Origin of the sequence: Arthrobacter sp. N1, from assembly GCF_048288285.1 — a bacterium.
GTDB lineage: Bacteria > Actinomycetota > Actinomycetes > Actinomycetales > Micrococcaceae > Arthrobacter_D.
The window spans coordinates 911,439-932,650 of the sequence record NZ_CP102608.1 but is presented as its reverse complement, the minus strand read 5'-3'; the positions used below and the strand labels follow the sequence as shown (position 1 = coordinate 932,650).

General features: G+C 68.7%; 18 protein-coding genes. 9 read left to right on the top strand and 9 right to left on the bottom strand.

Going from position 1 to position 21,212, the window contains the following annotated elements:
- The 4 genes from NVV32_RS04335 to NVV32_RS04320 all read left to right on the top strand — a co-directional run bounded on the left by NVV32_RS04335 (nt 1) and on the right by NVV32_RS04320 (nt 4,786).
- On the top strand, nt 1-1,422 hold the full coding sequence (locus NVV32_RS04335) for an oligosaccharide flippase family protein (protein ID WP_422391506.1): 1,422 nt from the start codon (nt 1-3) through the stop codon (nt 1,420-1,422).
- Nucleotides 1,419-2,675, top strand: coding sequence for a glycosyltransferase (locus NVV32_RS04330; protein WP_422391505.1), 1,257 nt, complete (start codon nt 1,419-1,421; stop codon nt 2,673-2,675). The genes NVV32_RS04335 and NVV32_RS04330 overlap by 4 nt, the downstream gene beginning before the upstream one ends.
- Before the next feature lie 373 nt (nt 2,676-3,048).
- Entirely contained in the window at nt 3,049-3,885 is an 837-nt protein-coding gene (locus NVV32_RS04325) for a glycosyltransferase (RefSeq protein ID WP_422391504.1), read from the top strand.
- Nucleotides 3,869-4,786 carry a DUF6492 family protein gene (locus tag NVV32_RS04320; RefSeq protein WP_422391503.1) on the top strand — a complete coding sequence of 306 codons (918 nt, stop codon included), beginning with the start codon at nt 3,869-3,871 and terminating at the stop codon, nt 4,784-4,786. The genes NVV32_RS04325 and NVV32_RS04320 overlap by 17 nt, the downstream gene beginning before the upstream one ends.
- Here NVV32_RS04320 and NVV32_RS04315 read toward each other — a convergent pair.
- The 6 genes from NVV32_RS04315 to glpX all read right to left on the bottom strand — a co-directional run bounded on the left by NVV32_RS04315 (nt 4,783) and on the right by glpX (nt 13,187).
- Complete coding sequence (locus tag NVV32_RS04315; RefSeq protein ID WP_422391502.1) at nt 4,783-5,520, bottom strand: chain-length determining protein; 738 nt, start codon at nt 5,518-5,520, stop codon at nt 4,783-4,785. The two genes, NVV32_RS04320 and NVV32_RS04315, sit on opposite strands and share 4 nt — an antisense overlap.
- On the bottom strand, nt 5,508-6,887 hold the full coding sequence (locus NVV32_RS04310) for an O-antigen ligase family protein (RefSeq protein ID WP_422391501.1): 1,380 nt from the start codon (nt 6,885-6,887) through the stop codon (nt 5,508-5,510). The genes NVV32_RS04315 and NVV32_RS04310 overlap by 13 nt, the downstream gene beginning before the upstream one ends.
- Complete coding sequence (locus tag NVV32_RS04305) at nt 6,854-9,496, bottom strand: WecB/TagA/CpsF family glycosyltransferase (protein WP_422391500.1); 2,643 nt, start codon at nt 9,494-9,496, stop codon at nt 6,854-6,856. The genes NVV32_RS04310 and NVV32_RS04305 overlap by 34 nt, the downstream gene beginning before the upstream one ends.
- 152 nt (nt 9,497-9,648) lie before the next feature.
- Nucleotides 9,649-10,911, bottom strand: coding sequence for a hypothetical protein (locus tag NVV32_RS04300; protein WP_422391499.1), 1,263 nt, complete (start codon nt 10,909-10,911; stop codon nt 9,649-9,651).
- 127 nt (nt 10,912-11,038) lie between these two features.
- Nucleotides 11,039-12,079 (bottom strand): lipid II:glycine glycyltransferase FemX, encoded by a 1,041-nt coding sequence (locus tag NVV32_RS04295; RefSeq protein WP_422391498.1) that lies wholly within the window; start codon nt 12,077-12,079, stop codon nt 11,039-11,041.
- Between the two features lie 55 nt (nt 12,080-12,134).
- Complete coding sequence (glpX, locus tag NVV32_RS04290) at nt 12,135-13,187, bottom strand: class II fructose-bisphosphatase (RefSeq protein WP_055770177.1); 1,053 nt, start codon at nt 13,185-13,187, stop codon at nt 12,135-12,137.
- 153 nt (nt 13,188-13,340) lie between these two features.
- Here glpX and NVV32_RS04285 point away from each other — a divergent pair, with 153 nt between their 5' ends.
- From NVV32_RS04285 to NVV32_RS04265, 5 genes are all read left to right on the top strand, one after another.
- Entirely contained in the window at nt 13,341-14,081 is a 741-nt protein-coding gene (locus NVV32_RS04285; RefSeq protein WP_422391497.1) for a DUF4245 domain-containing protein, read from the top strand.
- A 37-nt stretch (nt 14,082-14,118) separates the two neighbouring features.
- Nucleotides 14,119-14,733 carry a carbonic anhydrase gene (locus tag NVV32_RS04280; protein WP_055770173.1) on the top strand — a complete coding sequence of 205 codons (615 nt, stop codon included), beginning with the start codon at nt 14,119-14,121 and terminating at the stop codon, nt 14,731-14,733.
- A 121-nt stretch (nt 14,734-14,854) separates the two neighbouring features.
- The gene (locus tag NVV32_RS04275; protein WP_422391995.1) at nt 14,855-16,234 is read left to right on the top strand and encodes a class II fumarate hydratase; all 1,380 of its coding nucleotides are present in this window, start codon (nt 14,855-14,857) and stop codon (nt 16,232-16,234) included.
- A gap of 93 nt (nt 16,235-16,327) precedes the next feature.
- Nucleotides 16,328-16,987 carry a TetR family transcriptional regulator gene (locus NVV32_RS04270; protein ID WP_422391496.1) on the top strand — a complete coding sequence of 220 codons (660 nt, stop codon included), beginning with the start codon at nt 16,328-16,330 and terminating at the stop codon, nt 16,985-16,987.
- Nucleotides 16,984-18,684 (top strand): MDR family MFS transporter, encoded by a 1,701-nt coding sequence (locus NVV32_RS04265; RefSeq protein ID WP_422391495.1) that lies wholly within the window; start codon nt 16,984-16,986, stop codon nt 18,682-18,684. Before NVV32_RS04270 ends, NVV32_RS04265 begins: the two co-directional genes overlap by 4 nt.
- Nucleotides 18,685-18,708: 24 nt before the next feature.
- Here NVV32_RS04265 and NVV32_RS04260 read toward each other — a convergent pair whose 3' ends face one another.
- The 3 genes from NVV32_RS04260 to NVV32_RS04250 all read right to left on the bottom strand — a co-directional run bounded on the left by NVV32_RS04260 (nt 18,709) and on the right by NVV32_RS04250 (nt 21,089).
- On the bottom strand, nt 18,709-19,179 hold the full coding sequence (locus NVV32_RS04260) for an NUDIX hydrolase (RefSeq protein ID WP_055770165.1): 471 nt from the start codon (nt 19,177-19,179) through the stop codon (nt 18,709-18,711).
- 5 nt (nt 19,180-19,184) lie between these two features.
- The gene (locus NVV32_RS04255) at nt 19,185-19,691 is read right to left on the bottom strand and encodes a prepilin peptidase (RefSeq protein WP_422391494.1); all 507 of its coding nucleotides are present in this window, start codon (nt 19,689-19,691) and stop codon (nt 19,185-19,187) included.
- Between the two features lie 78 nt (nt 19,692-19,769).
- Nucleotides 19,770-21,089 carry a PhoH family protein gene (locus tag NVV32_RS04250; RefSeq protein WP_422391994.1) on the bottom strand — a complete coding sequence of 440 codons (1,320 nt, stop codon included), beginning with the start codon at nt 21,087-21,089 and terminating at the stop codon, nt 19,770-19,772.
- Nucleotides 21,090-21,212 lie beyond the last annotated feature (123 nt).

Genomic DNA, 21,212 nt, shown 5'->3' with positions numbered 1-21,212 from the left:
ATGCTCAACACCGTGGTGTCCCGCTTCGGCACCTTCGGCATCGGCATCGTGCTCGCACGCGTGCTCGGCCCGGAGGCCTTCGGCACCTTCGCAGTCGCCCTCGTGGCGCTCCTCGCGGTCCTCAGTTTCAACGAGCTCGGCGTGAGCCTCGCGATCGTCCGCTGGCGGGGAGACCCGGTGCTCATCGCGTCGACGGTGAATACGATCTCCGTTGCGGGCAGCACGGCGTTCTTCGCGGCGGCCTTCCTGCTGGCGCCCGCCTTCACGCGCGTAATGGGTGATCCCGAGGCCACCGGTGTGGTGCGGCTGCTGATCCTCAGTGTCGTCATCAACGGAGCCGCCGCGACACCGGCGGCCCTCCTGCAGCGTCACTTCCGTGAACGCACCCGCATGGCCATCGACCAGACCAACGTCTGGGTAGGAGCCGCGATCTCGGTGGCACTTGCCCTGCTCGGTGCCGGAGCCATGTCCCTGGCGGTAGGGCGGCTTGCCGGATCGCTCATCTCCGCGGTGATGTTCGTCCGGGCCTCGCCCCTGCCCTACCGGTTCGGTCTCGACCGGACGCGGGTCGGAGGGTTGCTGCGCTTCGGGCTTCCACTGGCCGGTACCAGCCTCATCGTGTTCCTCGTCGGATACGCGGACCAACTGACCGCCGGTGCCGTCCTCGGTACCAGCGCGCTCGCCTTCTACGTGATGGCCTTCAATCTGTCCGGGTGGCCCGTGAGTCTCTTCTCGCAGCCGCTCCGCAGGGTGGCTCCGGCAGCCTTCGCGACCCTCCAGGACGATCCGGTGCATCTGCGCGCCGCGCTGCTGGCGATTATCGGTGCCCTCGCTGCCGTGACGGTCCCCCTCGTGGCCTTCCTGGCCGCCGCCGCGGTGCCACTGGTGGATCTCGTCTACGGAACCGCCTGGGTCCCTGCCGCCGCCGCCCTGTCCTGGCTCGTCGCCTCTGCCGTGTGCAGGGTGTTCTACGAGCTGGCCTACGACTATCTGGTGGTGCTCGGGCTGTCAGGGACGGTGTTCTGGATCCAGGCATCCTCCCTGCTGGCCCTTGTGCCGGCTCTCCTGCTCGGAGCCCGGTTCGGGGGCATCGCAGGGCTTGCCGGGGCACAGGCAGCGGTCTCCGCCCTGGTACTGCTGCCCCTCTATTTCTGGCGTCTGCGGCTCACCGGGGTCAGTCTCCTCGGCATCCTGTCCTGCACGTGGCAACCGATGCTGGCCGGCGGCGCTGCATGGCTCTCCGGGACGGCCCTGGTCGGCGCCGGCCTCCCACCGCTCGTCTCCCTCGCCCTCGGCGGACTGGTGTCCGCCGCGCTCTCCGCGGCCCTTCTCCTCCGGCGGTGGGACACCCTGCGGATGCTCCAGGCGATCGGCCGATCCGATGCTTCCCGCGGTGATGTGAAGGAGTCCCGACCGTCATGAGGATCCTCGTCTACCCCCACAGCATGTCGCTGGGCGGAAGCCAGCTCAACGCCCTGGAACTCGCGGCGGCCGTGCAGGACCTCGGTCACGAGGTGGTGGTGTTCGCTCAGGACGGTCCGCTGGTGTGCCGATGCGCGAGCCTCGGCCTGGAGGTCCTGCCGGCACCCGAGCCCCGCCGGCGTCCCTCACCCGCCGTGGTCAACGCCCTCCTGCACCGGATCGATCGGGCGGGGATGGATGTCCTCCACGGGTACGAGTGGCCCCCTGCCCTCGAGTGCGTCCTGGCCTCGCGCCTCCGGCCGGCGACCCGGGCCGTCGCCACCGTGCTGTCCATGGCCGTCGCTCCCTTCATCCCCCGGCAGGTGCCTCTGCTCGTCGGCACCCGACAGATCGCGGCCGCCGAAACGGCCTTCGGACGCTCGACGGTCGGTCTCATGGAGCCCCCCGTCGACCTGGCCCTGAACAGGCCCGGACTGCAGGTCGGCCAGGATGCCTTCCGCGTCCGATGGTCGATCCAGCCCTCGGTGCCCACGGTCGTCCTCGTCACCCGCCTCGCGCAGGAGCTGAAACTCGAGGGGATCCTGAACGCCATGGACACAGCCGCCGCGCTCTCCGCCATGGTCCCGCTCCAGCTGGTGATTGTCGGCGACGGGCCGGCGGAGGAGGAAGTAGCCCGTCATGCCGGCCTGATCAACCGCTCCACGGGCCGCCGGACGGTGATCCTCACCGGGGCGCTCGACGACCCGAGGCCGGCGTATGCTGTGGCCGACATCGCTCTGGGGATGGGTGGCTCCGCACTCCGCGCCATGGCCTTCGGCGCCCCGCTGATCGTGCAGGGCGAGAAGGGCTACTGGAAGCTCCTCTCGGAGGATTCACTACCGGAATTCCTCTGGCAGGGCTGGTACGGCGTCGGGTCCGCACCGGGCCGTGGGCATGACCTGGGGGCGATCCTCGGGCCTCTCCTGATCGATCCCTCCCTCCGGACGAGGCTGGGTACCTTCGCTCTGTCCACCGTGCAGGAGCACTTCTCCCTCACGCAGGCGGCACGCACGCAGATCCGCTTCTACGAGGAGGCACTCGCCCGCCCCGCGGGTCAATCAGGGTACGACGACGCCGCAGCCGGGGCGCGCTTCCTTCACCACACGGCGGCGCGGTATGCCCGCCGCATGGTCGGGAGGGCGGCGGACGAGGACTTCAACGCGCATCCCGTGGCCGGCCGAGAGGACGCTGCGCCGTCCCCGGTGGCGGGCTGACGCGATGCCGGGCGAGGGCTTTGTCGTGTGGATCGCGGGCACCTCCTGGGACGCGCCCGTGCCCGGAACGGACCGCCGCCTCGCAACCGAGGTGGCTCGGGAGATCCCCGTGCTGTGGGTCGATCCGCCTCGGCCCTGGCGACCGGCAGATGGGAGGAGGACCTATCGGCTGTCCCGCATCACGGAAGGCATGGCTCGGCTCGTGGTCGTCGCACCGCCCGGATTGACGAGACAGGGCGTCCGACGGGTCACCGCAGCGCTGCTGGCGCGAGCGGTACGCGGTGCATTGATCGATCTCGGAAGAACGTCGACGGCAGTGCTCACGTCGTTCCCCTTGGCAATCTTCCCTCGCGGCGTCGCAGGTACACGCGTCTTGTACGTCACCGACGACTGGCTCGGAGGCTCCCGCCAGCTCGGCTTCTCCTTCACCGCGGTCCGCACGACGATGACGCGCAACATGCAGATGGCCGACATCGTCGCCGCTGTCTCTCCCGTTCTCGCAGCGACCCTCGATGCGATGGTAGGCGGTGCACGACCGGATGCGCCGAGGACCAGGGTCCTCGCCAACGGCTGTCCTCGGCAGGACCGGACGGGGTCGCCGGCGCACCGCGCAGCCACAGCCGGCGTCGTCGGCCAGCTCAACGAAAGACTGGACCTGGATGCACTCGAGGCCGTGCGGGACACGGGCGTGGAGATGACCTTGATCGGGCCACGAGTAGAGGCCACCCGTGTTTGTCGGGTGCGCCTGGACGCCCTGCTCCGCTCGTCGAATGTGACCTGGTCCGGGCGCCTCCCACCCTCACAGGTGGCGTGGCACCTCGATCGGCTCGGCGCCGGACTCACGCCCTATGCCGACACCCCCTTCAACCGGGCGAGCTTCCCCCTGAAGACCCTCGAATACCTCGCCTCCGGCCTCGGTGTGGTGTCCACCGACCTGCCCTCCGTCCGTTGGCTCGCCTCGGATCTGGTGGCCGTGGGGCGAGATCCATCAACGTTCGCCGATCTCGTCACGAAGGCGGTCGCGAACCGGCACGACGGACATCAGGAGCAGCGCAGACGCAACTTCGCCGCTCGACACACCTGGGAAGCACGGGCATCCGAGCTGATGGAGATGATCGAGGCGCCAGCAACCGACAGTGGAATCATCCCCCGAAGACCTTCGGGACAACCAAAGAAGACAGGAGGGCGGCGCGATGGACCAGAAGCTTGATCACCACCCGGCAGGCAACCGGCCCGACAGCACCAGCCTCGCTATCGTCACCCCAAGCTATGCGCCGGACAGGGAGCTCTGCGGCGACCTCGTTCGATCGGTGCTGCAGTTCTCGCAGGAGAACGTCCACCACCACATCGTCGTTCCGAAGCAGGACCTGGCACTGTTCAGCTCCCTCTCTGGTGACCGGACGACGATCCACTGCGCCGACCACTTCTTGCCGCGGTCGATGCTCCGCGTGCCGCCGATCAATGCCTGGATCAATGTCCGCCACCCCTATCCGCCGGTCCGAGGCTGGATCGCCCAGCAGATCATCAAGCTGTCCCTGGCTTCTTGCCTGCGGGCGGACGTCGTCCTGCTGGTCGACTCCGACATCGTCCTCATCCGACCATTCAGCGGCTCGACCTTCACTCCTTCCGGTTCGGCCTCCCTCTTCAGGGTGGATGCAGGGATTGACGGGTCACTTCCACGACACCGCCTGTGGCACCAGACAGCCAGACGTCTCCTCGGATTGCCGCCGGACGACAGGACGGTACTCCCTGACTACATCTGCTGTCCGTGCGTCTGGGTACCGGACGTCGTGCGGTCGATGCTCACTCGGATCGAACGGGAGACCGGCACGGACTGGGCAACAGCCGTCGGCGCCGAACTGCACTTCTCGGAGATGATCCTTTACGGCGTCTTCATCGAGGAGGTCTTTGGACTCGACGGCATCGACGTGACGGCCGACATGCGTTGCCTCAATCACTACGAGGAGGTCCCACTCGACGCACCAGCACTCGACGACCTGCTCGTCGGCGTGCGCCCAACTGACGTTGCAGTGATGATTTCCGCGAAGTCTCGCACCCTCCTGGCAGACCGACGCCGCGCCCTTCAGCGTTTCTCCGTTGCTGACCGCTAACGCCGTCCCGTCGCTTTGACGCTTCCTTGGTCGTCACCGGTGTCAGAGCCGGTCGGGCCGAGGTACGGCGTCCGATCGACCGCCCTCTCGGACCGTCGCCTGATCGCCGCGCTGGCCATCCCCCGGCCGACGGATACCGCGCCGACCAGCAGCACCGCTCCACCGAGGGCGACCACGATGACCGCCCGCAACCTGCTGGAGAACCGTTCGGTAGCTCGGTCCGGTGGTGCCACGGCAAGAGCCGTGAAGAGATATCGCTGGTCGGCACCGTTGATCGTCTGAAGGGTGAAGAGCTCGTCCTCGAGCATGGTGCCCAGAGCGTTGGTGGTGTCCAGGGACTGTTGAGGGCTGTCTCCGACCCCCGTGATGTCGACGATGAAGCCGTTGCCGCCTACTCCCCGGGCCACCAGGTATTCCGTCCCCAGTCGCGCGTCCTCGAGGGCATCACTCACGGAATCGGCACTCAATCGGGTGATGAGGACGTTCGTCACCAGGCTAGGGTCCGCTGACCTCAGGTAGGGGTTGTCGTCATTGAGTTCCGCAAGCCGGGGATCCGCCACCAGTTCCGCGTCCGTGGGAATCGCCGGATTCACCAAGGCGTAGCTCGCGGTGGCCTCGTAGGAGCGAGGACCGAATTGATACACGAAGACACCTGCCCCGAGCGTGACCAGGATGACGGGAAGCACCAGAAGTTTGAACTGCCAGAACGTCCTGATAACGGCTATCGGGTCCATGCGTCTCCTCCGACATCGGAAGCGGACGTCGATCCTGCCAGGAGCCAGACGACTCCCGAGAGACCGACGAGTACGGGGTAGATCAGCGCGAAGACCGGAAAGGACATCGAATCGAAGGTCAGCGAGCAAAGACCTGCAGCAAGTGTCCCGGCGGAGACCGCCCCGGCGAGTACCTTCAGCTGAGGGTTTCCTACCGTCCGAGCGACCATGAGCGCACTGAGGCCAGGGACCAGTAGATAACAGGAGATGCCGACCAGCCCGAGTATCCCGATAGTCACGAGGCTGTTGAGGTACTGGTTGTCGAGGATGTGGAGTGCGTTGTCCGGCAGATAGTTCCCTGGCCCGGCACCGACGAGCGGACGCTCCTCCACGAGAGCAACCACACGTGGGTAGTTGTTGGTCCTCGTGCTGATGGACGGATCGTCAGCACCGGCCGTGAAGGACGCGAACAGCGTACCGACCAGCCCCGGCATCACGAGGAAGAGACCGGCCAAACCTGTCGGCACGGCGATCATAGCCCAGCGGCGCGCTGCTGATGGCAGGAACGGGAGGAATATCAGGAGCACGATGAGAAGGCCGAGGATGCCGGAACGTGACACGGTGGAGGCGATGGCAAACACCAGGAGTCCGGTTCCCACCCAGTGCAGCCACATCCTCCCTCTGTGGTCGTAGATCGCCCGCCAGATGGAGAGCGGGAGGAGCACGGCGCAGACGACCGACAGCTCGATCGGTGAGAACGTTGTTCCAGCAACTCTGACGAGCCCGCCTCGGAGCTGGAAGGTCGTGTCACCACCGTTGTAGGTGAAGCCCGGCATCGCCTGCTGCAGCCACTGGACGGGATCGATCCCGAACTGGAACTGCACGAGCGCCACCAGGCTGCAGAAGTAGGCCCCCGCGAGGACAGCCCGCACGAGGACGAGGGCGTGGTCGAGGGTCCTGACCGTTTCCGCGACGACCATCACGATCCCCGCGCTCACCAGCAGCAGGATGAGCCAGCGATCGGCGGATGCCCGGCCGGCGACGGTACTGGTGCCGGACCATCCCGAGTACAGGGCGACGTAGGAGGCGAAGGTCGCCAGCAGGAGCACCCCGACGGCCAGGCGCGCCGGATGTCGGGCGGCCAAGGGGTCGTGGAGACCGAACACCGCGGAGGCGAACCAGAGCGCGAGGAGGACTCCGCCGAGGATCATCGGAACGGTGCCGACAGCGCCAAGGGGGCCGATCACCATGCTCGAGGGGAAGAAGAAGACGCTGAAGGCGAAGATCCGCAGGAGCAGCGGGACCGGGCGGTCGGGACCGCCCGGTCGTGTGACAGCGTCACCGGTTGCTGGTCCTACCGTCGCCTGCTGCTCTCGTCCCGCTCCCATGCCCCCTGCCTTCCTCCTCGTGCGGGTCGGGCCGCGCTCCGTGCCAGCACCTGGGCCCGGGCTACCGTCGTGAATGCGACGTAGGCTGCGGTGTCGAGTGCGCTGACGGGTCCGCGGACCGATGTCACGAGAGCGAACAGGGTGCGCCCTGGCGAGGACACGGCGTCGTCCGCCCGCTTGCCACGGTCGTGGAGGTCCTGACGGGCGAGTTCACTGTTACCGCGGTGCACCCTCGTCAGGACGGCGAGCAGGGTCGAGGCTGTGCGTGGCGTCCTGACCCGCACCGGCGGTCCGTTGACGACTGCTTTCTCGTACGCGCCGAAGAGATTGTCGATCAGGAGGTCGTCGGCCGTCACGGCCGGAAAGGTCCCGAAGCGAGCATGACCTGTCTCGCTCACCCCGTAGACACCGGCTCCCCACAGCGCCTTGCTGAAAGCCGGGATCCGCTGGCGGGCCCGGAAATACGCCCTGACGGGAAAGCTCGCGCCGGAGGGGTCGTAGCGGAAGGTCGGTCGGGCTGCCAGGGCCTCCCCGGTCGTCAATCGATCGAGGACCAGGCCCAGAGCGGCCGGAGTGACCTCGATGTCCGCGTCGAGGTAGACGCGGGGCCACACCGCGGCCACCTCGTCGGCAGCATTCAGAGCAGCGGTCTTGGAGGCGACCGGGACCTCCGTCACCCGCACACCCTCGAAGCTGCGCGCGATCCCCACGGTCCCGTCCGTGCAGCCGTTGCAGGACACGATGAGCTCGATCCGACCGGCGGCCGCGAGCGGCGCCAGCGGCGCCAGCGTCCGGGCCAGGACCGCTTCCTCGTTGTGGGCGGGGATGATGACCGACCCCCGGGGGAAGTCAGCAGACCGGGCGTCCTGCCTCGAGCCCGTCGGTCCGGGCAGAAGATCCCAGCCTCGTTCGTCGATGACGATCGCGAGGACGCCGCGGTGGGCCGGGAGGGTGACGCGCACCATCTCCGAGAGCACCACCACCGCCCTGAACACCGCCGCGTACAGCGGCGGGTGGTGCTTGCGGATGTACCTGATCCGGTTGACCGCCAGCAGTGCATTCAATTCCGGCGACGCCCCGGATCCGCCGCGGGAGTGCGTCATCCGGGCAGCAGGTTCGAACCACACTGCGGCTCCCGAGGCTCGGGCCCTCCTGCAGTAGTCCACCTCTTCCGAGTAGAGGAAGAAGCGATCGTCCCAGTCGCCGAGCTGCGAGGCCAGGTCGGACCGGACGAGGAGTGCCGCCCCGGTCGCCCAGTCGATGCGGTGCGGGTGACGGTAGCTCTCCGGCTCGGCGTCGATCTCGGCGGTCCGGCCCGGCCTGCCCCGGACCCGGCTGCCCAACAGAGCATCACCCAGCGCGCGGGCGATCGATGGTTCACGGCGGAGTGACGGGTAGATCTCTCCGTCGTCGTCGAGCAGCAGGGGTGCGACGATGCCCGCCCCGGACCGCACCATCCGCGCATACAGGCTGCTGATGGCTCCCGGTCCCACCGTCAGGTCCGGGTTCAGGACGAGGACCGCCGCACTGTCGCCCGGCACTCGCATCGCAGCGTTGATGCCTGTCGCGTATCCGAGGTTCCCACCGGTCGGGAGCGCGATGACATCGGGGTACGCGGCGAGCACGGCCAGGGTCCCGTCCGTCGAGTCGTTGTCGGCGACCACGACCCGCAGCCGGAGGAGCCGCGCTTCGCGGCGAAGGCTCGCCATGAGGCCCTCGATCTGCTCCGCACTGTTGTAGGTCACCACCTGGACGACGACGTCGACCGCCTCCCCGGCAGGCGCGAAGGAGCCGTCCGGAGTGCCGCCGATCAGCGGGGACACGGGGACAGCGGCAACTGCCGCATGGGGAGTGGGCTCGGGCACGAAGCTGTCGCGGCGCATCCTGAAGTAGCTGGGAGGATCGTCGATGAGGTACCGACGCGCGAGGCGTCGGGGTTCGAGGGCGAGCCTCCACGCCCATTCCAGGCCCCTCGAGCTCGCCCAGCGCGGCGCCCGTTTGATGCCGCCCGCCAGGAAGTCCACGACGGCACCGAAGGCCAGCAGGACGTTGGCGCCGGTGAGCTGTCCGTACTCCGCGATCCACAGTTCCTGGCGCGGCTTGCCCAGCCCGACGACGAGCAGCTGCACCTGCGCCTCCCGGATCGACTGCGCGAGATCGCGTGACGCGGCCGGGTCGGCGAGGACGGCGCGGTCCGGCGACCACATGCCGGCGATGACCAGATCGGGGCGTGTCCGGGTGAGCGTCCGGGACAGGAGTCGCTGGATCAGTGCCGACCCTCCGAGGAAACCGACGGTCGTCCCGTCGGCCTCGGCCTGGTCCAGCAGCGGACCGATCAGGTCACTCCCGGCGAGGCGGGGCCACGACCGTCCGGTCAGGCGCTCGGCCTCGGCTGCGAGCGGTGCGCCGTCGACGAGTGTCAGCCACTGGGTGTTCGAGGGTCCGTCGTCCCGGGACAGATCGAGGGTGTCGAACCACCGCCCCTCCGTCCCGAAATGGGCGATATGGTCGAGATTGGCCGAGATGACCGCCAGGGGCCCCTGGATCAGATCAGCGGGAGTGCTGTGCGCATGGGAGGCGATGCGCCGGACGGCGTCCTCCGTGTCCAACAGGTCGATCCGAACGCCACCCAACGTCACACACTGCATTCCGGCTCCTTGGTGAAGAGGACAGACCCCCAGAATCGGTCCGGTCATCTACTACCTGAAGTGGAACCAAATGTAGACCCGAACGCAGGGCTTGACTAGGTGCCCCGGCGTCGTCATGATCCGTCGCCGAGGCCGCAGGTATCTCCGCCCACGAGCTCGTAGAGGTGTACCGCGTTGGCATCGGTGAAGACGTCGCGGATCGCGCCGTCCGTCACGGGGACGCTCCGTTCCTCACCGATGACCACGGCGGTGAGCGCACCGCTGCAGGCGACATCGATCGTGACCTCCTGGGCTCCGTCCCCCGTGGAGGCCGCCAGGACGAAGAGGGCGCCGTCATGGAGCTTCGTCGCGAGGTCGACGTCCTGGCTGCTTGCAGCGACCCCGTCGGCGAACGGGGCGTTGAGGACGGGCGCGAGCAGTGCGATCTGGGCGTTGATGCCCTCGACCCAGGGCCGGACGGTGTCCCCGCAGGGTCCCCTCAGCACGTGTTGGGTGGTGCAGTCGCCACCGAAGCTGTGGTTGAAGTACACGATCCCCCGGGCACCATGGATGATGCTGCTCCACACTGCGGCCCTGATCTCCGGCCCCTCGATCGAACCGCCGGCCGGCTCCTGGAACGGATGCCCCACCTCGACCAGCGCCCAGACCGGGCGGCTGCCTTCAGGTTCCACCAGCTCGCGCATCCGGTCGATCGTCCAGCCGTAGTTGGCTGCGCTGCGGCACTCCTCGGCGGGAAGGGGCTGGCCACCGTTGAGCGCTGCGCCCCCTTCCGACGGGCCGCAGATGAACGGATCCGTGAACCAGTAGTTGTCCGCCGACACCACGTCCTGGAACTCGTTGACGAACCGTCCCGCGTCGCTGTCCGACTGCCAGAAGGTCACGCCCTTGCCGTAGTTCGTGTACACCAGCATGCCGGGCGGCGCCGTCCCGGCGAGGGACTCCTGGACCGTGAAGCCGCAGGACGAGGATGCAGGCACGCAGATGTCACCCTCTCCCGGGTACATGCCGCTCCACGGGGCTGATCCTGCCCCGGCCCACATGTCCGCTTCGTCCGTGAGCATGAACCCGGACGCCCCCGATGCCGTCCAGCCGGTCAGGGCGAAGGAACCCTCCCGCTCCACCTGTCCCAGGTCGGAGTTGGTGGTGAGCCCTGCATAGGTGTTGATGCCCATCTGGCGGTCGAGCTGCACATCGCCCGGCTCGACGACGCTCTCCAGCCACACCGCGACCGGGAAGTACTCGGGGGACGTCGGCAGGGTCGGGGCGAACCCGGCGTAGTAGCCCGGCCCCCCGTCGACCGACCGCAGCCGGGGGCCCTCCACCACCGGTGGTGCCGGCGTGAACAACCCGCATCCCGCGCACGCCAGAAGGATCACCAGCACGATGCAGGCCCGTCGACGCACGACACCTCCCGGATGAGGCCCAGTTCTCTGGGTGCATCCTGCTCCTGCGTGTCCGCGACGTCAATGGATGACACGCGTGGTGGCGCGGAGGTCCCTGCTCCTAGCGCCCGGCCCGGACCTTGCGGACCGCTTCCAGCGCTCGAGACGCCTGGCGCCGCCCCACCTGCATGCCTCGCTTGGCGAGCGGCAGGGCGCGGCTGAAGACGGGGTAGAAGGGCGAGAGCGGCAGGTCCCAGGTGCCCGCGAGCTGGTTCTCGTGACCCGCCCAGCCCATCTTGAACCGCGATACGCCGTCGTTGAGCAGCCCGTTGAAGTCGTAGCGCGTCACGCCGCGGGCCTTCATCGCCTGGATGGCGAACCACTTGAGCGCATAGTTGGCGCGGAGCCGCTCCCCCTCGTCGGTCATGCCGCCGTAGAGCTCGAAGCTCGTCGTGGAGCTCGCGGAGATCCAGAGGAACGCGACGACGTCCTCGCCCCGGAACGCGGCGTAGACCGGCGAGGCGTCGCCGAGGTTGTCGAAGATGTCCAGATAGTAGGAGTCCTCGTGGATGCCGAAGCCGGCGCGCTGTGCGGTCAGCCGGTAGACGTCGAGGCAGGCACCGAGCTCGCCGCGGCCGACCCGCCGGATGTCGAGGCCCTCGCGCCCGGACTTCCGGATGTACTGCCGGTGCTTCTTGGACATCCCGGCCAGCAGCTCGTCCTCGGTGTGCGACAGGTCGAGGATCAGAGTGCGCCCGATGAGGATGGTGTTGGTGCTGCTCCTCCACCCTGCGGCGGCCAGGCCACGCATCACCTCGCTGTCGGCGTCCCAGTCCGGTTCCACGGAGAGCGCCACGGACCGGTGCGCGGCACGGACGTATCCCGCCACGGCCTGGAGCACCTCCACACCCCGCCCCTCGGCCGTCGCTGGGCCGCGGGGGATGTACGCGAGGCTGTGCAGCGGCACGGGCAGCTTCTTCAGGACCAGCTGCGCCGCAGCGATCACCTCGCCGCCCTCGGCGACGAGCACGCGGTCCGCGCTCCACCCGTGCGCCGCCTTGGTCCGGCCCCATCCCCACAGCTGCTGCGGGTGTCCCCCGAGGCGGTCGACGGTGGCGTCCCAGAGATCGGGGTCGGAGCAGGGCGTGACGGAAAGGCTCATCCGATCAGCCTATAGCGGCGCGGCGGCGTAGTCGGCCCGGCCCGGGGGCCGCGCCTCAGTCCCTGACGCGGGCGTAGGTCTCCCACTTGTGCGCCTGGTGCTCGCCGTCCACCACGCGGATGGTCCCGGACTTCGAGCGCATGACCATCGACTGCGTCAGCACCTTGTCCTTGCTGTAGCGCACCCCGCGCAGCAGGTCGCCGTCGGTGATACCCGTGGCGGCGAAGTAGCAGTTGTCGCTCGTGACGAGGTCGTTGGTGGACAGCACACGGTCCAGGTCGTGGCCGGCGTCGAGCGCCTTCTGCTTCTCGTCATCGCTGGTGGGCCAGAGCCGGCCCTGGATGACGCCGCCCAGGGACTTGATGGCGCAGGCCGCGACGATACCCTCGGGCGTGCCGCCGATCCCCATCAGGGCGTCGACGTCGGTGCCCTCCCGGGCCGCAGCGATGGCGCCGGCGACGTCGCCGTCCATGATGAACTTCGTCCGCGCCCCCGCAGCGCGGATCTCCTCGACGAGAGGCTTGTGCCGGTCGCGGTCCAGGATCATGACGTTGAGCTGGCTGACCTTCTTGTTGTTCGCCTTCGCGATGAGATGCAGGTTCTGCTTGACCGGCAGGCGCAGGTCCACCATGTCGGCCGCCTCCGGACCCGTCACGAGCTTCTCCATGTAGAAGACCGCCGAGGGATCGAACATGGAGCCCCGCTCGGCCACGGCGAGGACCGCGAGCGCGTTGTTGATGCCGAGCGCCGTCAGGCGGGTGCCGTCGATCGGGTCGACGGCGACGTCGCACTCCGGCCCGCTGCCGTCCCCGACGCGTTCGCCGTTGAACAGCATCGGCGCCTCGTCCTTCTCGCCCTCGCCGATGACGACGATCCCGTTGAAGTGCACGGTCTGCAGGAGGGAGCGCATGGCGTCCACGGCGGCGCCGTCGGCCAGGTTCTTGTCGCCGAAGCCCACCCAGTGCCCACCGGCGATGGCGGCGGCCTCCGTGACGCGGACGAGTTCGAGGGCGAGGTTCCGGTCAGGCTCGTCGTCCCCGACCGCCAGGGCCGGTGACAGCGTCGAATACTGGGCATTGGTCGCGTTCTGGGACACGTCTATCCTCATCGTCGAAGGTGGCTCGGCAGCGCGCAGGCGTGCCTGTTCCGTGGTGCCATCATAGGCGGGCCCCGTGCCTCCCACCCTGTGACGGTGGATACGTGCACCTCGGGACGCGGCGGCCGGTTAGGCGGGGCGCTCCGCATCAGCGAAAATGGATCGGTGAGCACTCAGGGCGGGGAACGGGACATCACCGGGGCCGGGAACGGTCCGGTCGAGGGACAGGACGGCGCCGCCGACCGTGCGCGGCGGGCGGCCGACGAGGCGCGCCTCGAGGCGGAGCTGAACGACGACGCACCGCCCATCACCCTCACCCCGAACCAGGCCAAGCGTGCCAGCTCGTCCGCGCGCGGGATGCTGATCGCCACGGGCGCGACCATCGCCGTCGTGCTCCCCGTCTACTTCCTCAACCCGACGTACACGGCCGAGACCTACAAGCGGGACATCGATGTGAGCACGATCGCCCGCCAGGCTGCCGGGGACGCCGGCTATCTGCCGGCCTCTCCTGATCTCCCCGAGGGCTGGTCCTCCAACTACGCGCGCTGGGTCACCGGCAGGAGCGACGGCGTCGACTTCTGGGAGGTCGGCTTCCTGACCTCCGACACGGGGTTCATCCAGCTCACCCAGACGGACGATGCCAACCCGACATGGACCGCCCAGCGGATCGGCGACGCCCAGGTCTCGGGCACCCGGACCATCGGTGGACTCGACTGGGAGCTGCTCGACGCCCCCAACGGCGACAGCGTGCTGACCTCGGAGATCGACGGGTCCACCGTCATCCTCAACGGCGAGGCGTCGCTCACGGAGTTCGACACCATGGGCGAGGCCGTGATCGACGACGTGCGGCGGAATGCCGTCGAGGAGGCCGAACGGCTGTCATCTTCGGACTCGGACGGGTCCTGAGCGCACCGCCTCGAGGGGCGGACAGTACAGTGGGCGCGTGACCCAGCAACTGACCCCCGCCGCCGCCTGGTCCCGCCTCCAGGCGGGCAACGACCGCTTCGTCGCCTCGGACGTCTCGCATCCCAACCAGGACGCGTCCCGCCGCACGGCCCTGGTGAACACGCAGAACCCGTTCGCGGTGATCTTCGGCTGCTCCGATTCGCGCCTCGCCGCCGAGATCATCTTCGACCTCGGTCTCGGTGACGTCTTCGTGGTGCGGACCGCGGGCCAGGTGATCGACGACGCCGTCCTCGGCTCGCTCGAGTACAGCGTGAGCGTGCTCGGCGTGCCGCTGATCGTGGTCCTGGGCCATGACAGCTGCGGCGCGGTGACGGCCACCATGCAGGCCGTCGACTCGGGAGAGATGCCCACCGGGTTCCTGCGTGACCTCGTGGAGCGGATCACACCCTCGGTGCTCACCGCGCGGCGCGACGGGGTGACGGACCTCAACGAGACGGTCATCGAGCACACGAAGCAGACCACACAGCGTCTCGTGGACAGTTCCCGGGTGATCGCCGATGCCGTGGGGCGGGGAGAGGTGGCCGTCATCGGCGTCTCCTACCGCCTCGACGAGGGCAAGGCCGTGCTCGTGTCGGGATTTGGCGCACCGTAACGCGAACGGCGAGAATTGCGGCATGACTCCAACGCCTGCAGCCAGTCCTGATCCCAGCTCCCCGACCGGCGCGACGCCGGGTACGGAGGATGCCGTGGAGTACCGCATCGAGCACGACACCATGGGTGAGGTGCGCGTCCCGGTCAATGCCCTCTACCGCGCCCAGACGCAGCGCGCCGTCGAGAACTTCCCCATCTCCGGCACCACCCTGGAGCGTGCGCACATCGAGGCGCTGGCCCGTATCAAGAAGGCCGCCGCCACGGCCAACGCCGAGCTCGGTGTGCTCGACGAGGAGCGCGCCAGGGCCATCGAGGCTGCCGCCGAGGACGTGGCGTCGGGCCGGTACGACGGCGACTTCCCGGTGGACATCTACCAGACCGGCTCCGGCACGTCCTCGAACATGAACGCCAACGAGGTCATCGCGACGCTCGCGACCCGCGCGCTCGAGGCCGCGGGCAGCACGACGACGGTCCACCCGAACGACCACGTCAACGCGTCCCAGTCCTCCAACGACGTCTTCCCCACCTCGGTCCACGTGGCCGCCACCTCCGCACTCGTCAAGGACCTGGTCCCGGCGCTCACGCATCTCGCCGAGGCGCTCGAGCGAAAGGCCGCCGAGTTCAGCACCGTCGTGAAGTCCGGCCGGACCCACCTCATGGACGCCACCCCGGTGACGCTCGGGCAAGAGTTCGGCGGCTACGCCGCGCAGGTCCGCTACGGGATCGAGCGCATCCACGCCTCGCTCGCGCGCGTGGCCGAGGTGCCGCTCGGCGGGACAGCCGTCGGCACGGGCATCAACACCCCCGCAGGCTTCTCGGCCCGCGTGATCGACCTGCTCGCCGAGGACACCGGTCTCCCCCTGACCGAGGCCCGCGACCACTTCGAGGCCCAGGCGAACCGCGACTCCCTCGTCGAGATCTCGGGGATGCTGCGGACGATCGCGGTCTCACTGACCAAGATCCACAACGACCTCCGCTGGCTCGGCTCGGGTCCGAACACGGGCCTCGGTGAGATCGCCCTCCCCGACCTGCAGCCCGGTTCCTCGATCATGCCGGGCAAGGTCAATCCCGTCATCGCCGAAGCGGTCATCATGGTCTGCGCCCAGGTGGTCGGCAACGACGCCACCGTCGCGTGGTCGGGGACCAACGGCGCCTTCGAGCTCAACGTCGGCATCCCCGTGATCGCCCGCAACGTCCTCGAGTCGATCCGCCTGCTCAGCAACTCCACGCGGGTCTCCGCCGACCGCATGATCGACGGCATCACCGCGAACGTCGAACGGGCCCGGTTCCTCGCAGAGGCCTCACCGTCGATCGTGACGCCGCTGAACAAGTACATCGGCTACGAGAATGCAGCGAAGATCGCCAAGAAGGCCGTGGCCGAGGGCCTGACCGTCCGCGAGGCGGTCATCGCCCTCGGCTTCGTCGAGCGGGGCGAGCTCACGGAGGAGCAGCTCGACTCCGCCCTCGACGTGCTCTCGATGACCCGCCCGCCCCAGGGCTGATCCCGGAGCTTCCATCGAAGGGGTGCGCCGCTGCTGCGGTGCACCCCTTCCCTGTCCCGCAATGATTTGCACCTTGAACTACATAGTGCAAATATGTACTCCGTGCCTGACAGTGCAACAACCACGGAACCGGGACTGCGTGAACGCAAGCGCCTCCAGACCCGGTCCGCCCTGGTCTCGGAGGCCAGGGCGCTGACGCTCGAGAACGGGCTCACGGGATTCACCGTCGACCAGTTGTGCGAGCGGGTGGGTATCTCGCGCCGCACATTCTTCAACTACTTCCCCGCCAAGGAGGACGCCGTCCTCGGTCATTCCGAGGACGGCCGGCCGGAGGAGGCACTCCTCGAATCCTTCCTGGCGTCGGGCGGCGCCGAACCGCCCGTGCCGTTGCTGGAGGCCCTGACGCTCCTCTTCTCGGACTTCGGGGACAGGATGGCCATCTCCCGCGAGGAGTACCGCACCCTGTCCGCCGTCCTGCAGCGCGAACCGCAACTCCTCGCGAGGATGTTCGCCCGGGCCGAGGCCAAGGCCCAGCTCCTGACCGATGTCATCGTCGAGCGGGAGGGCCTGCCCGCGGACCATCCGATGCCCCGCGTGGCCACCTTCGTCCTCGGCGGGCTCGCCCGCCGGTCCCTCGACGAGTTCTTCGCCGAGGGCAACACCCACACCTACGCGACGGTGTTCCGCCGGAACATCGATGCGTTGCGCCATCTCTTCCCCCTCCAACCGATCGAGAACCAGGACCCCGCATGAGTACGACGACGGCGCCGGACGGCCCCCTCCTCCTGACGCAGAAGCGCATCTGGATCATCTTCTCGGCGCTCATCGCCGGAATGCTGCTCTCCAGCCTCGACCAGACCATCGTCTCCACCGCCATGCCGACCATCGTCGGCCAGCTCGGCGGCGTGGAACACCAGGTGTGGATCACCACGGCGTATCTCCTCGCCACCACGATCGTGATGCCCATCTACGGCAAGTTCGGCGACATCCTCGGTCGCCGGAACCTCTTCCTCTTCGCCATCGCGCTGTTCACGGTCGCCTCCATCGCGTGCGCCTTCGCCACCGATTTCTGGGCCTTCGTGATCTTCCGCGCCATCCAGGGCCTCGGCGGCGGCGGACTGATGATCCTCTCTCAGGCGATCATCGCGGACATCGTCCCGGCCAACGAGCGCGGCAAGTACATGGGCCCCCTCGGCGGCATCTTCGGCCTCAGCGCCATCGCCGGCCCCCTGCTCGGCGGGTACTTCGTGGACCACCTCACGTGGAACTGGGCCTTCTACATCAACATCCCCGTGGGGATCGCGGCCTTCGCGATCGCCTGGTTCACGCTGCGCCTGCCGTCGAAGAAGGCCACCAAGCGCATCGACATCGCCGGCGTCGTCCTGCTGTCCCTCGCCACCACGTGCCTCATCTTCTTCACCGACTTCGGCGGCGACGCCGCCGAGGGCTGGACGTCGCCGCTCACCTGGACCTTCGGTGCCGGCCTGGTCATCGCCGTCGTGGCCTTCGTGCTGGTGGAGCGCCGCGCCGAGGACCCGATCATCCCGCTGGAACTCTTCCGGAACCGTACCTTCGTGACCAGCACGGGCATCGGCCTGACGCTCGGTCTCGGGATGTTCGCCGCCCTCGCGTTCATGCCCACCTTCCTGCAGATGGCGTCCGGCACCTCGGCCGCCGTCTCGGGGCTGCTCCTCGTGCCGATGATCGTGGGCCTCATGGGCACGTCCATCTACTCGGGCATCGCCATCTCGCGCTCCGGGCGGTACCGGAAGTACCCCATCATCGGCGTCTCCGTGACCCTTGCCACGCTGCTCTGGATGTCCACGCTGACCGCGAGCACACCGATCTGGATCATCTGCACCATGCTGTTCTTCTTCGGCGCCGGACTCGGCCTCATCATGCAGGTGATCGTCCTCGTCGTGCAGAACTCGGTGGCACCCACCATGGTGGGTGTCGCGACCAGCACGAACAACTACTTCCGCGAGGTCGGCGCGTCCCTCGGCGTCGCCGTCTTCGGCGCGATCTTCACCAGCAGGCTGTCCGAGCGCCTGAACGGGACGTTCTCAGCGTTCGGCGCGAGCCCGGAGGCGGCCGGCCAGGCGACGTCGACCCTCGATCCCGCGGCCCTGAACGCCCTGCCCGACCAGGTGCGCAACGCGGTGGTCAGCGACTACGCGGAGTCCCTGGCGCCGGTGTTCCTCTACCTCGTGCCGTTCCTCGTGATCGCCCTGGTCCTGGCGCTCCTGCTGCGGGAGGTCCCGCTGTCCGCGACCTCGGGCATGGTGGCCCGCGGCGAGGCCATCGGCGGCGAGGAGGCCGTCCGGCTCGAGCGTGAGCGACTGGCGGGGGTGGCGGCGTCGAGAACCACCGCACCGCACGGGCCGGAGGTACCGGATGCTCCTGCCCCGCTCACGGACCCGGCGGGCCCGCCCCACCGCTCGGACCCCTGACACGCATGAGGCGGCGCCGCCTCATCAGGACACGAACCGGGTTCGGCCATCGAAGTCCCCGGCGCCCAGGACGAGGGCCCTGTGCCTCGGATTGAGGTCCGGCAGGTCGTCGAGGTGGAACCACCGCACGTCGAGTGACTCATCGTCGTTGACGCGCGCCTCCCCGCCGATCGCTCGGCACCGGAAGTCGAGGTTCAGGAAGGTGCAGACGTCCCCGTTCGGGAACGTGATGGGCCCGACGACGCCGGTGTCCAGCAGGTGCTCCACCTCCACGAGGACCCCCGTCTCCTCCTCGACCTCGCGGCGCAGGGCGACGGCGGGTTCCTCCCCCGGATCCACCATGCCCGTGATGATGGTCCACGCCCGGTTGTCGGCGCGCTGACCGAGGAGGACCCGGCCGTCGCCGTCGAACACCACGCCGCCCACGCCGGGGAGCCAGAGCGGATCATGGCCGATCTTGCTGCGGAGGGCGAGGACGAAGTCTGGAGTGGGCACGGCTGTCAGGGTAGTACAGCCAGCGCGAGCGCCGCACCCGCGACGAGGAACGGACCGAAGGCCACCGAGGAGCGCAGCGTGGCCCTCCGGGTGACCACGAGGACAAGGCTCCACGCGCCCCCGAGGAGGAGCGCGAGGAACGGACCCCACCACACCGCCGCCCAGCCCGCAAAACCCAGGTAGAGACCGAGCAACCCGGCCAGCTTGACGTCGCCGAACCCCAGTCCCTGCCGGTACAGCAGGTGCAGCGCCCCGAAGGCCAGCCAGAGCACGGCCGCCCCGCCGAGCATGCCGAGCACCCGGTGCCACTCACCCGCGCTCCCACCGGCCGCTGAGAGCAGGAGGGCCGCCGCGGGGTAGGACGGCAGGACGATGCCGTTCGGGAGCCGGTGCGTGCGGCCGTCGATCACGCTCAGGCGCACGCCGACGACCACGAAGGCGGTGAGCGCCGCGACCAGCAGCCCGAAGGCGACGGGCGCGTCCCCCGGATACGCGGCGAGTGCGGTGATCACGCCCCCACGCTACGGGACCCCAGACGGCGTCGCCCCCTGCCCGCACCCTTGTGGACAAGAGGCCCGCCCCGCCACCATCTAGATCTCGGCGCCCTCGAGGAGTTCCGTCACGAGGGCCGCGATCGGCGAGCGCTCGGATCGCGTCAGGGTGACATGGCCGAAGAGCGGGTGCCCCTTGAGCGTCTCCACGACGGCGGCGATGCCGTCGTGCCGGCCGACGCGCAGGTTGTCCCGCTGGGCGACGTCGTGCGTCAGGACGATTTTGGAGTTCTGCCCGATGCGGCTCATGACGGTGAGCAGCACGTTCTTCTCGAGTGACTGCGCCTCGTCGACGATCACGAAGGAGTCGTGCAGGCTGCGTCCGCGGATGTGCGTGAGCGGCAGCACCTCCAGCATCCCGCGGTCCATGACCTCCTCGACGACCTCCTGGGACACGAGGGCCCCGAGCGTGTCGAAGACCGCCTGCGCCCAGGGGTTCATCTTCTCGTTCTCGCTCCCGGGCAGGTGACCGAGTTCCTGGCCGCCCACGGCGTAGAGCGGCCGGAAGACCACCACCTTGCGGTGTTCCCGACGCTCCAGGACCGCTTCGAGGCCTGCACACAGGGCCAGGGCGGACTTTCCGGTTCCCGCGCGGCCACCGAGGGAGACGATCCCCACGTCCGGATCCATGAGCAGGTCGATCGCCAGGCGCTGTTCCGCGGACCGTCCGTGCAGCCCGAAGACGTCGCGGTCGCCGCGGACCAGCCGGATCTGCTTGTCCGCACCCACGCGCCCCAGTGCGGAGCCGCGCGGCGAGAGCATGATGACACCCGTGTTGACCGGCTGCTCGGCGCCGGCCGGCACGAAGACGGCCTCGTGGTCGTACAGGGCATTGACCTCCTCGACGGTCGCGTCGAGATCGGCGACGCCGGTCCAGCCGGAGTCCTTCACGAACTCGTTGCGGTACTCGTCGGCCTGCAGACCCATCGCGGACGCCTTGACCCGCATCGGCAGATCCTTGGAGACGACGGTGACGGCCCTTCCCTCCACGGACAGGTTCTTCGCCACGGCGAGGATCCGGGCATCGTTGTCCCCGCTGCGGAACCCCACGGGCAGGACCTCCGCCGAGACATGGTTCAGCTCGACACGCAGCGTGCCGCCCTCGTCGCCGAGGGGCACGTCCCGGTCGAGACCGCCGTTCGCGACGCGCAGATCGTCGAGCAGGCGCAGCGCCTTCCGCGCGAAGTACCCCAGCTCCGGATCGTGCCGCTTGCCCTCGAGCTCACTGATGACGACGACGGGCAGGATCACCTCGTGCTCGGCGAACCGCAGGACCGCGCGGGGATCCGAGAGCAGGACAGAAGTGTCGATGACGTAGCTCCGGCGTGAGGTGGAAGCGGAGCCGGTGTCATGCGCCACGTGCGCGGCGGTACCGGTGGTGGGGTCCTGCTGGGAGGTGATCGGTGTGGCCACGTGGACTCCGCTCCGGGGTGGGCACACCCCGAATTCGTAGGGTTGAGGAGGTGCGTTCCGGCCCGGAGG